At 39.2% G+C, this 11,952-nt stretch carries 12 protein-coding genes; 7 read left to right on the top strand and 5 right to left on the bottom strand.

The annotated features are described in order from the left end of the window. The first annotated feature begins 3 nt into the window (after positions 1 to 3). Together trpB and ACZBKJ_RS05495 are read left to right on the top strand one after the other, a co-directional pair. Positions 4 to 1,209 carry a tryptophan synthase subunit beta gene (trpB, locus tag ACZBKJ_RS05500; protein ID WP_463199935.1) on the top strand — a complete coding sequence of 402 codons (1,206 nt, stop codon included), beginning with the start codon at positions 4 to 6 and terminating at the stop codon, positions 1,207 to 1,209. Positions 1,210 to 1,286: 77 nt separating this feature from the next. Next, positions 1,287 to 1,853 (top strand): NADAR family protein, encoded by a 567-nt coding sequence (locus ACZBKJ_RS05495; RefSeq protein WP_463199933.1) that lies wholly within the window; start codon positions 1,287 to 1,289, stop codon positions 1,851 to 1,853. Between the two features lie 27 nt (positions 1,854 to 1,880). Here ACZBKJ_RS05495 and ACZBKJ_RS05490 read toward each other — a convergent pair whose 3' ends face one another. Together ACZBKJ_RS05490 and ACZBKJ_RS05485 are read right to left on the bottom strand one after the other, a co-directional pair. Then, positions 1,881 to 3,056: a dihydroorotase gene (locus ACZBKJ_RS05490; protein ID WP_463199932.1), complete on the bottom strand. Its 1,176-nt coding sequence runs from the start codon at positions 3,054 to 3,056 to the stop codon at positions 1,881 to 1,883. Positions 3,057 to 3,110: 54 nt separating this feature from the next. Continuing rightward, positions 3,111 to 4,121 (bottom strand): aspartate carbamoyltransferase catalytic subunit, encoded by a 1,011-nt coding sequence (locus ACZBKJ_RS05485; RefSeq protein ID WP_463199931.1) that lies wholly within the window; start codon positions 4,119 to 4,121, stop codon positions 3,111 to 3,113. A gap of 152 nt (positions 4,122 to 4,273) precedes the next feature. Between ACZBKJ_RS05485 and ACZBKJ_RS05480 the strand changes: the two genes are divergently transcribed. Together ACZBKJ_RS05480 and ACZBKJ_RS05475 are read left to right on the top strand one after the other, a co-directional pair. Continuing rightward, positions 4,274 to 5,284, top strand: coding sequence for a class 1 fructose-bisphosphatase (locus tag ACZBKJ_RS05480; RefSeq protein ID WP_463199930.1), 1,011 nt, complete (start codon positions 4,274 to 4,276; stop codon positions 5,282 to 5,284). Positions 5,285 to 5,309: 25 nt separating this feature from the next. After that, positions 5,310 to 6,089 (top strand): TrmH family RNA methyltransferase, encoded by a 780-nt coding sequence (locus tag ACZBKJ_RS05475; protein ID WP_463199929.1) that lies wholly within the window; start codon positions 5,310 to 5,312, stop codon positions 6,087 to 6,089. Positions 6,090 to 6,108: 19 nt separating this feature from the next. Here ACZBKJ_RS05475 and ACZBKJ_RS05470 read toward each other — a convergent pair whose 3' ends face one another. The 3 genes from ACZBKJ_RS05470 to ftsY form a co-directional block, all read right to left on the bottom strand. Then, positions 6,109 to 6,633 carry a methylated-DNA--[protein]-cysteine S-methyltransferase gene (locus tag ACZBKJ_RS05470; RefSeq protein WP_463199928.1) on the bottom strand — a complete coding sequence of 175 codons (525 nt, stop codon included), beginning with the start codon at positions 6,631 to 6,633 and terminating at the stop codon, positions 6,109 to 6,111. A gap of 27 nt (positions 6,634 to 6,660) precedes the next feature. Next, positions 6,661 to 7,149: a putative molybdenum carrier protein gene (locus tag ACZBKJ_RS05465; protein WP_463199927.1), complete on the bottom strand. Its 489-nt coding sequence runs from the start codon at positions 7,147 to 7,149 to the stop codon at positions 6,661 to 6,663. Between the two features lie 82 nt (positions 7,150 to 7,231). After that, positions 7,232 to 8,173 carry a signal recognition particle-docking protein FtsY gene (gene ftsY / locus ACZBKJ_RS05460; RefSeq protein ID WP_463199925.1) on the bottom strand — a complete coding sequence of 314 codons (942 nt, stop codon included), beginning with the start codon at positions 8,171 to 8,173 and terminating at the stop codon, positions 7,232 to 7,234. A 111-nt stretch (positions 8,174 to 8,284) separates the two neighbouring features. Between ftsY and ACZBKJ_RS05455 the strand changes: the two genes are divergently transcribed. Genes ACZBKJ_RS05455 through ACZBKJ_RS05445 form a run of 3 tightly spaced genes read left to right on the top strand, consistent with a single transcriptional unit; the run spans position 8,285 to position 11,941 of the window. Then, complete coding sequence (locus ACZBKJ_RS05455) at positions 8,285 to 9,706, top strand: M16 family metallopeptidase (RefSeq protein ID WP_463199924.1); 1,422 nt, start codon at positions 8,285 to 8,287, stop codon at positions 9,704 to 9,706. Positions 9,707 to 9,714: 8 nt separating this feature from the next. Further along, a complete protein-coding gene (locus ACZBKJ_RS05450; protein WP_463199923.1) occupies positions 9,715 to 11,169 on the top strand; it encodes a M16 family metallopeptidase in 1,455 nt (484 codons plus the stop codon). A gap of 40 nt (positions 11,170 to 11,209) precedes the next feature. Next, entirely contained in the window at positions 11,210 to 11,941 is a 732-nt protein-coding gene (locus tag ACZBKJ_RS05445; protein ID WP_463199921.1) for a 16S rRNA (uracil(1498)-N(3))-methyltransferase, read from the top strand. The last annotated feature ends 11 nt before the right edge of the window (positions 11,942 to 11,952 follow it).

Raw genomic sequence — 11,952 nt, 5'->3', positions numbered from 1 at the left:
TTTATGACTGATTTTACACAATTTCCTGACTCATTGGGTCATTTTGGTGTACATGGTGGGCGTTTTGTATCTGAAACGCTGATGGCAGCCATTGAAGAACTCGAAAAAATTTACAATCAAGTTAAAAGCAACCCTCAATTTTGGGAAGAATATCATCATGATTTAGTAAATTATGTTGGTAGACCCACGCCATTATATTTTGCCCAACGTTTAACACAAGAAACAGGTGGTGCCAAGATTTATCTAAAACGAGAAGATTTAAACCATACAGGCGCTCACAAGGTCAATAACACCATCGGACAGGCACTATTGGCAAAAATTGTTGGCAAAAAACGCGTCATTGCTGAAACAGGAGCGGGTCAGCATGGCGTCGCCACAGCAACCATCGCCGCACGACTGGGATTGGAATGTGTGGTGTATATGGGCGCTGATGACGTTGAGCGTCAAAAAATGAATGTTTATCGCATGCAGCTACTTGGAGCTACCGTTGTACCTGTTACTTCAGGTTCGCGCACTCTAAAAGATGCAATGAACGAAGCCATGCGAGACTGGGTTACAAATGTTGATGATACCTATTACGTCATTGGTACTGTAGCAGGCCCACATCCTTATCCGCAGCTTGTGCGTGATTTTCAGGCGATTATTGGTCGTGAAGCTCGCCTGCAGCACCTTGAAAAAGAAGACAAACTTCCTGATGCTTTAGTGGCCTGTGTTGGTGGCGGCTCAAATGCCATGGGGCTTTTTTATGAATTTTTAAACGATAAAGATGTTGCTATGTATGGTGTAGAAGCTGGCGGCCTTGGCATTGATACCGGCAAACACTCCGCTCCGCTCAATGCCGGAAAAATTGGCGTACTGCATGGCAATCGCACTTATTTGATGGCAGATGACGAAGGGCAAATTTTAGAAACTCACAGTATCTCAGCAGGGCTTGATTACCCCGGCGTTGGTCCTGAACACAGTTTTTTAAAAGATATGAAACGAGTAGAATATGCCGTTATCAATGATGATGAAGCGTTAGACGCCTTTCGTACTCTGACACGCACCGAAGGCATCATTCCTGCACTAGAAAGCTCTCACGCTGTGGCTTATGGTCTAAAACTTGCCAAAACCATGACCAAAGACCAATCCATTATCATCAATGTTTCTGGACGTGGTGATAAGGATTTACATACCGTAATGCGACTTGATGGCTTGCTAGTGGACTAACCTAAAAAATTAATAGACATTTACTTACCGCCCAAAAGTTTTTGGATTTTTGGGTGTTTTATTTATGGATGATTGTGATGACTTACGATTTAGATTGGTTAAAAAATAAACATAAAAATGGTGAAAACTTAAAATACATTTATTTTTGGGGACATACTCCAAAACATACACAAAAACTTGACGTTAGCTGTTTTAGCCAGTGGTGGCCTGCCAATTTTACTGTGGATGGTATTTTATACCCAACCGCTGAACATTATATGATGGCACAAAAAGCCAAGTTATTTGATGATGATAAAATATTTACCAAAATCTTAATGAGCAAACACCCCAAACAAGCTAAAGATTTGGGGCGAAAAATTCAAAATTTTGACGATGGTCGTTGGCAAAAACATCGTTTTGACATTGTAACTGCTGGTAATTTTGCAAAATTTAGTCAAAATCCAGACTTAAAAGCCTATTTACTGAATACAGACAATCGCATTTTGGTAGAAGCAAGTCCTGTAGATAGAATTTGGGGAATTGGTATGGCAAAAGATAATCCCAATATTCATAATCCCCACCATTGGCAGGGATTAAATTTACTAGGATTTGCTTTAATGACGGTTAGAGACCAATTGCATCAAGATAAATCAAATCAAGATTGACAATGTTTTTAATTTATCTGATAAGATTTACTCAAAAAATACTTTAATAGTTTTGCCTGTCAGTTGTCTACCCATAAATGGCGTGTTTTTACCTTGAGAAAGTAGCGATTGACTATCAACAAGCCAACTTTGTTTTGGGTCAATCAGCACCGCGCCTCCAATTTGGGCGTAATTGTCAATACCTGCAATCTTAGCAGGGTTTAGGCAGATTTTTTCAATCAATTGTTCAACCGTTAAAACACCATCGTGAACCAGTTTACATCCCAATGCGACAAAAGTATCAAAGTTACTAATGCCAGGTGTGCTTTCAGCAAATGGCGCTTGTTTGGCGCTTGATGATAATGGTTCATGATGGCTACAAATCGCATCAATCGTGCCATCTTGCAAACCTGCAATCAGTGCTTTTTGGTCTGTGTTTGAACGAAGAGGCGGCAGCACATAAGCATTGACATTATAACCTTCTATATCGTCATCAGTTAAATGAAGCTGATGCATAGCAACATCACATGTGATAGGCAATTTACGGGATTTTGCCCAACGAATTAGCTCAACTGAGGTTCGGCAGCTGATTTGACTAAAATGAGCATGAATGCCCGTTTCTTCCACCATTAAAATTTGCTTGGATAAAGCAATGGTTTCTGTCAGCCATGGAATGCCTTGTAGCCCGTGAAATGATGCAATATAGCCATCATGAGCTACGCCTCCTGCCAAAAGACTGGGTTCATTGGGATAAAAAAACACCTTTAACCCAAAGGTAGCAGCATATTCTAATGTGCGAAGCATTACCAAATCATTTTGAAAACCTTTACTGGCATTGGTCACAGCAATTGCTCCGCCCTGTTTTAACCCGGCAAGATTAGCAGGTTTTTCGCCATCCAATCCTGCCGTCAGAGCGCCTAAAATATGTAAATGGATTTTGCCATCAGCATACGCCTTTTCGCGAAGTCCTTTGAGTAGCGAACCATTTTCCAAAACTGGGTTGGTATCAGGCGGCAAAACCACATGCAAAATGCCATTTTCATAAGCCGCTCGCCCTTCACTGGCAAGCGTGCCATGCGACTGATAGCCAGGTTCACGAAGTCTTGCACATAAATCCACAATCGGTGGAATCAGCCACATGTCTTTTGTGTCTAAGCCTTGACTGGCTAAATCATTCAGAACGGTTTTATCAAATTGCCAGTCTTTTGGTAGTAAATTTTGCATAAGTTTTCCTAAATCTAAAGCTTGTATTCATCGTTTAACAATGGCTATTTATGGTTACAATAAACCATTTTTCTGTTCTTGTCCTTTTATTGCCATTGCCATAACCGCCATACGTACTGCAATGCCATTATTAACCTGCTTTAAAATGACTGACTGTTTACCATCCGCTACACCTGAGGCAATCTCAACACCACGATTCATTGGACCTGGATGCATAACCAAAGCATTTGGCTTGGCAAGTTTTAAGCGATTTTCAGTGATGCCATACATTTTAAAATACTCACTGGTAGATGGCAAAAGCGGAGAGCCAATGCGCTCGTTTTGAATGCGAAGCCCAATAATTACATCCACATCCGCCACGCCTTTGTCAATATTTTCAAATACACTAACTCCATAACGACTAATGCCTTTGGGCAGTAAAGTTTTTGGTGCAATCACTCGAATGTCTTTAACACCTAAAGTTTGCAAAGCACTGATATTCGAACGCGCCACTCGGCTGTGTTTAATATCGCCAATGATTGCCACTGATAACTCATCAAAAGGTTTTGGAGCTTCACGATAAATGGTGAGCATATCCAACATCGCTTGAGTTGGGTGAGCGTGCCAGCCATCGCCTGCATTAATAATGGCAACATTTGGAGTGACTTCTGTTGCCATAAAATGCGCTGCACCACTGGCAAAATGGCGTACGACAAACATATCTGCACTCATCGCCTCCAAATTCCAAAGCGTATCGCGTAAGGTTTCACCTTTATTGGTACTTGAGCGTGCAATATCTAAATTAAGTACATTTGCGCCAAGGCGTTTTTGGGCAGCCTCAAAAGTGGTGCGAGTGCGGGTAGAATTTTCAAAAAATAAATTCATCACCGTTTTTCCCGCAAGTTCAGTAGTATTGGTTAATCTGCCGGTATCATCAAAATAACCCATAGCCTTTTGAATGATGTTTTCCAACTGAATGCGACTTAAACCTTCTACTCCCAAAAAATGACAAATTCCGCCATCACAGGTAAGCTCTGGGCGACCTAAAGTTTGATTAAGACGTTCTTTGATATGATTTTTTGGCATAATACACCCCTTAAAGGATAAGCGTGGACTGTTATTTATAGTGCAAATTTGATAAAATTACTCAAATCCACGCTATAGTTTAGCGTATTTATGACCAACTAAAAAGTAAAAATCATGTAAATTTTTTTACTATTTTTAAAATAAGGACTTTTATGATAACACTGGCTCAATATCTGCAAACTCATGCCACACCTGAACTTGCTAGTATTATTACCACCCTTGCCACCGCAAGTGTTTCCATCAGCCGGCTTTTGGACAAAGGTGCTTTGGCGGATATTTTAGGAGAAGTTGGCAAAGAAAACGTTCAAGGCGAAGCCCAAAAAAAATTGGATTTAATTTCAAATGACTTGTTGCTATCTGCTTTGATTGGCAATCCAAACTGCGCAGGGGTTGCTTCTGAAGAATTAGAGGACATCAATCCTGCCAATGCCGATGGCTCAATGCTGGTATTATTTGACCCATTGGACGGCTCAAGTAATATTGATATTAATATGACCGTTGGGACGATTTTTTCTATTCTACCCCATCAAGCAGTAGGACAAAATGTAACACAAGCTGATTTTTTACAAGCAGGCAATCATCAGCTGGCAGCTGGTTACTTTATTTATGGAACCAGTACCATGCTGACTTTGACACTTGGCAAAGGTGTGGTGATGTTTAGTTTTGACCCTGTTAGTCAAACTTACTTACTTATCAACGACAACGTCAAAATTAGTCGCGAAACTGCTGAATACGCCATCAATGCTTCTAATGAACGTTATTGGCTAGCCCCAATAAAACAGTATATCCGCGAATTGGTAGAAGGCGATTTGGGTGTACGAAAAAAAGATTATAATACACGCTGGGTAGCAGCAATGATTGCCGATGTACATCGCATTTTGATTCGTGGCGGTGTATTTATGTATCCATTTGATACTAAAATTCCGGGGAAGGCTGGCAAACTTCGCTTAATGTATGAAGCCAACCCAATGAGTTTTGTAATTGAACAAGCAGGTGGTGCTGCCACCGATGGTGTGGCTCGCATTATGGACATCACGCCTGTACACATTCATCAGCGTGTACCCGTTGTACTTGGAGCAATAGAAGAGGTAGACTATGTTGCTACACTTCATAAACAAGCTGGGGTTGTTGCTGATGGCACAGCTTTAAATACCGACCGATAATTGAGCAATCTATATTGGACGTATCATGCACACAATCATCACATCCAAAGATAATAAAACCATTAAACACGTTCAGAATCTACTGACCAGTCATCGTAGTCGCAAAAAATCTTTGCAAACTGTGATTGAAGGTGTGCATTTACTAGACACCTATCTTAAACAAAAACTTTTGGTGGATTTGGTGATTGTAAGCGAAAAATCACAATATCATCACGAAGTTATGGATTTACTCACCAAAATTGATAACAAAAAAATTCTCATTGTTAGCGAATCTTTATACAAAAACATTCGCACACTTGGTGATGGCGTGGATGTGATGGCAGTGATTCCAATAAGCGTACCAAAGTTTGGTGATATCAACCAAGATTGCTTGATATTAGATGGACTGCAAGATGCTGGCAATATCGGCACACTGCTTCGCACTGCCAGCGCCATTGGTATCAATACAATTATTAGTACGCCAAACACTGCTTATCTTTGGTCGCCAAAATGCCTAAGAGCTGGTATGGGTGCCCAATTTTCTCTGCAAATTTTTGAACAAATTAGCGTTGACGAAATTCTGCAAGCAGTAAAAATTCCTCTGTTTGCTACCAGTTCCCACACCCAAAAAACAATTTATGATTATAATTTAACTAAAAAAATTGCTTGGGTTTTGGGTCATGAAGGGCAAGGCGTTTGTCGGGATTTTTTACAAAAATCAAATCTGGTAACCCTGCCCCAACCAAATGGACAAGAAAGCCTAAACGTTGCTGTGGCTGGGTCTGTGTGTTTTTATGAAATGTTAAGACAACGACAATTTAGCTAATAAAAATTAATGCACTGGTTTATTTATGCAATTTTTCAAGCTCCAGCAATGTTTTTTTAATTGCAAGCCCGCCTGTATATCCACCAAGCGTGCCATCAGCGGCAATAACCCTATGGCACGGCACGATTAAAGAAATCCAGTTTTTACCATTGGCATTTGCACAAGCACGAAAAGCAGTAGGCTTACCTATTTTTTCAGCAAGTTGTTTGTAACTAATGGTGGTACCGTAAGGAATTTGACACAGTGTTTGCCAAACTTTAATCTGAAAATCAGTACCATGTGATAAATCCAATGGCACATCAAATGTTTGTCTTTTGCCCAAAAAATATTCAGTCAGCTCACTTATGGTTTGCTGAGCAATTTTCTGGTCAAAGTTGTCAGGATTAAGATTGGACGGCTCAATAAATGCACTGTTTTGATTAATCTGATCAAATAATTTCGCTGTTTTGTCATTATACCAATCTAAAAGCAACAATTTTCCTTCTTTAACCGTAAGACTGATAGCGGGCAGACCATTAGGAGGAGTGTATTGAGTGCTAATCATGTTATTTTGCCACTTTAATCATTGTGTTCATTGGTTTAATGATTGAATATCATCAATCAAACATTCAACCATCTTTTGTGTAAATTGTTGTATGCCTGACACACCAGACTCTCTGGGTCCAGCAAAATTTAATTTTTGGATATGATATTGCTGAATAAACTGCAATAAATAGCTAACAGATAATTTTACATCAAAAACATTCATATCAATCAAAAGATAAGGTTTATTTTTGCTGATGCAGGTTTTTAGAGTTAATTCTGTACCACTTTTAGGCGCGATTTGGCTATGATAAATAATAACCGTGGCATCACTATCTATTACATTTTGACGGGTACGCTCACGGTAGCCTGCTTTTAATAAAGGCACAAGTGGATACTTATCATCTATCACACCGTCTTCCGCTCGTCTATCCTTTGGACAACAGCCGCCACACAATGCGCCTTTATTTAAAGCACCGTCTAAGGCACCTCTATCCACACCAGTTTGACCGCCAGAAATAATCATTGGAATTATCATTTTAAACACCTTTGTGTCATTACTTAGTTAATAATAAATCGCTGAATAAATCATGCAATCTTTTAGATGTTTTTTTTAATTCCTATTTTTCTTCAGTAAATAAAGCATCTACAAATTCTTTAGGATTAAAGGGCTGTAAATCATCAATGCCTTCACCCACACCAATATAACGAATGGGGATGTTGGTATTTTGCGCAACATTAAACACCACACCGCCTTTGGCTGTGCCATCAAGCTTGGTAATGCTGATACCTGAAAGCGGAGTTGCCTCACTAAAGATTTGCACTTGATTGATGGCGTTTTGACCTGTACCTGCATCTAGGACAATCATACATTCATGTGGCGCTGTAGGGTCGGCTTTTTTCATCACACGCACTACTTTTTCAAGCTCATTCATTAAATAAGTTTTGTTTTGCAAGCGCCCGGCAGTATCTGCAATCAACACATCAATGCCTTTGGCTTTGGCAGATTGCATTGCATCAAAAATGACAGACGCACTGTCAGCACCATTACCTTGAGCAACTACTGGAATGTTATTGCGTTCACCCCAAATTTGCAATTGTTCAGTTGCTGCCGCCCGAAAGGTATCGCCGGCTGCCAACATCACCGATTTTCCTTCTTTTTGCAAACGTTTAGCAAGTTTACCAATGGTTGTGGTTTTGCCAACACCGTTTACCCCAACCATCAAAATGACAAATGGTTTTTTTTCTGTATCAATGGTCAATGGCACGACTTTTGGTTCTAAAATATCCACCAATTCTTTTTTTAACGCTTTATACAAAGCATGTGAATAAATCAAATCTCCACGCGCAGTAGCTTCAGTTAAATTTTTAATAATGCGATTGGTTGCATCCACACCAATATCGGCGACCAATAATTGGTCTTCTACTTCTTCAAGCAGTTCATCATCGATTTCTTTACCTCCAACCAAAACATTCATCAAACCTTCTGTTAGGCTTTTACTGGACTTAGACAGTCCTTGTTTCATGCGTGCAAACCAGCCACCTTTTTCATTTTCACTCATAATATGCCTTTTTAATTTTGTTAAAATTTTACTATTTTAACACGCTTGTTGTAATTTTGCCTTATAATGAGCACTTTTATCTTTTTGCTATCTTGTATCTTTTTTCCACCTATGAAAAGACCTTTTATTTATTTAAAGCTTACTTTATCAGCCCTGCTTGCAATCCATTTAAACGCCTGTCAAACCCTCACAGCTCAAAATAACACATCGGCTGATTCTACCTTTTTGACACACACTGATTTTACCTTAAATCAAAATACCCAAAAACGCACTTTAGATAATGGTTTAACCGTCATCATCAAAGAAGACCATCGCGCACCAATCGTCATGACTCAAGTTTGGTACGATGTTGGTTCAAACAAAGAACCCATTGGAAAAGGTGGGCTTTCACATTTTTTAGAACACTTGATGTTTAAAGACACCCCAAAAGTATCGGGCGATGAATTTAGTCAATTAATCAGCTATTATGGCGGTAATAACAATGCCTATACCAACCAAGATGTTACCGTTTATCACGAAATTTTACCCGCTAATCGCTTTGAAATGACTTTAGAACTTGAAGCTAATCGCATGAAAAATATCATTTTTGATGATGATAAAATTCAAAGTGAACGCAATGTTATTTTAGAAGAACGCCAAAGCCGAACCGATAGCAATCCCAACGCTCGTGCTTTTGAAAAAATTTTAGCATTTTTATACGGCAAAAATCCCAGAGCCAACCCCGTCATTGGCAGTCGGCAAGATATTTTAAATTTAAACAAACGCGATTTACAAAACTGGTATCAACGCTGGTACGCTCCTAATAATGCTACCGTAGTTATTGTTGGTGATGTTGATACCAATGAAGCGCTATTGGCTGTGAAACGTTATTTTGGTCAAATCAAACATCAAACTATTGACAAAACTAAACCTGATTTGACATTAACCGCTCCAAGCACCCCAAAACATTTGGATATTTATGAAGAAGTTACGGTGCCAAACATTGTGTTGGCTTGGCAAGTGCCAACTCTAAAAAGCCCAAATAATGCTCAGGATAGTTACGCTTTGTCGTTATTAGCCGATGTTTTTGATGGTGGTATGTCAGCACGTTTTGAAAATAATCTCATCCGTAAGGGCAAATACATCAGCTCTATTGGTGTTTCTTATGACGATTTGCAATATGGTGATGGCTATTTTATTATCAGCGCCACGCCCAAAGATGGTGTCAACCCTGATATGGTTAAAACAGCAATTTTGCATGAAATTCACAATATTTTGACTGGTGACATTCATGATGATGAACTAACCCGCCTGCCTATTGCCATCAAAGTATCAGACGTTATGGAAGCAGATAATATCGCAAGCCAAGCTCAAACATTGGGTAGACTGCATTATTTAGACCTGCCCTTTCATCAAAATCAAATCCGTTTGGAAAAAATTGGCAAATTAACTGCAAATGATATAAAAACGGTTGGCAAAAAATATCTTAATGAACAAAAATTATACAGTATTTATATTCTGCCAAATTCAGCCAAGCCTGCCAATCACCCCTAAGGAATGTTATGTTTTTTAAACGTTTATTTTTAACACCCATCATCACTGCCATCTTTTTGCTTTGTTCACCAACGTTATCTTTTTCCAGTGTACAAATAGCAACCGATACCGAATTTAATGCACAAAATTTGCCCAAGCTTGATAGTTTAAAAAAAGACAAACCACTTAATTTAAACATTCCAAAAATGCAGCGTTTTACCACAACAAACGGTGTACCTGTGATTTTTACAGCTGTACATGAACTGCCAATCGTGGATATCAGTATTTTATTTGATGGTGGAAGTAGTAAAGATAGTGAGTTAAAAAAAGATGGTTTTGGTATTGCTAATATGACAGCAAATCTGATGACCAAAGGCACTAAAAATTTAAATGAAGATGCATTTAGCTGGCAAGCAGAACGACTTGGGGTAACATTAGGCGCAAATGTCAATCAAGATAGTTTTGCTTATATTTTTAGAAGTTTGGCAGGTGATGATGAACTTTTGCCCGCCTTATCGCTCTTTACCAATATGATTGCCAATCCCTTATTTGATAAAGACACTGTCAAACGCGCTAAAGAAACCACCTTGATTGGCTTAAAACTTTCTGAACAAAGTGCTGATTATTTAGCAACCACAACTTTTTTAAATGCTATTTATGGCACACATCCCTATGCCAAAGACACCATCGGCACACAAAGCAGTGTTGCCAACATTAGCGCAGATGATTTAAAACATTATCACCAAAAATACCTTGTTGCTCAAAATGCCTACATCAGCATCACAGGCGATTTAAGTGAACAAAAAGCACGACAAATAGCTGAACAATTATCTATGGTCTTACCAAATGGCAATAAAGCGACTTTAACTCCCGCCCCTAAAAAACCTAAACCTACTCATATACACGTTGATTATGACAGCCCCCAAACCGTCATCATAATAGGTCATCTGGGCGCAAAAGATGCCAAAACTGCCAAAGAGATTGAACAAGAACTTAATTTTCGTTTGGGTAATAAAGTTTTGGCAGGTGGCGATTTTAACGCTCGCTTAATGACCGCTATTAGAAAACAAGGCGGTTATACCTATGGCATTACAGGTTCTATGATTACATATGCCCAAAATGGCATTTATCGCATTCGTTTTTCTACCACCACAGATAAAGCCAAAGAAGCCATTGAAAAAACCCTAAAAATTGTCAAAGACACCCTAGAAACTGGAATTAGCGAAAACGAATTACGTTTAGCCACGACCAGCCTACGCCACGCCTACCCAATGACTTTATCTAACAATCTTGCCATTCACAATATGGCAACTTATCTAAATAAAGAAAATCTGCCCGACAGCTATGTATCAGGATTTTTATCAAGATTGGATAATGTTACTGTTGCAAGCGTCAATCATGCTCTAAAAAGCCAGATTCGCCCCGATGAGTTTATCATTGTTACGGTTGGTAAACAAAAACCTGATTTGTCTGATTTATTTTGACCGCTAGACAAACAACCAAAATGCAAATGAGTAATATTTTATGAGATTTTTTGTTGATGCCGTTTTAAACACCGATAACAACCTAACTCTTCCTGATACGGTTTATCATCATTGGGTAAAAGTTTTGCGCGCCAAAATTGGTGATAAGGCGGTTTTATTTAATGGTCAAGGTGGTGAATTTACCGCCACATTAACACAGATTAATAAAAAAACCGCCGAAGTAATAATTGGTGAATTTTGTTCAAATAATCGCACCCCACACCAAAAAATCACCCTAGCCCAAGCCATCAGTAAAGGCGAACGTATGGATTACACCATACAAAAAGCCTGTGAAATGGGCGTATCATGCGTTTATCCAATTATCAGTGAACGCTCCGAAAGGCTGCGTTATGAGCGCGATACTAAAAAACAAACTCATTGGCAAAACGTTGCCATCAGTGCTTGTGAACAGTGTGGACTTAACATCATACCTAAAATTATGTCGCCTGTAACGTTTGATGAATTTATCCAACACTGTCAAGATGATTTAAAACTTATCATGACATTACCATCCAATCATACCGCTTTTCACCCCAAACTTCCCCTACCCCAAAAAATCAGTATTGTCGTAGGTCCTGAAGGTGGTTTTTGCACCGATGAACTCAATCTTGCCCAACAAAATGGGTTTTTAGCTTGGGCAATTGGCGAACGAGTTTTACGCACCGAAACTGCTGGCATTGTGGCAATGGCGGGGCTTTTTGTTTTAGCCCAGCAGTCCAATTTATCAACATAATTATATAATTA

Source organism: Moraxella sp. I5G, from assembly GCF_055193055.1.
This window is presented reverse-complemented; position numbering and strand designations above follow the sequence as displayed.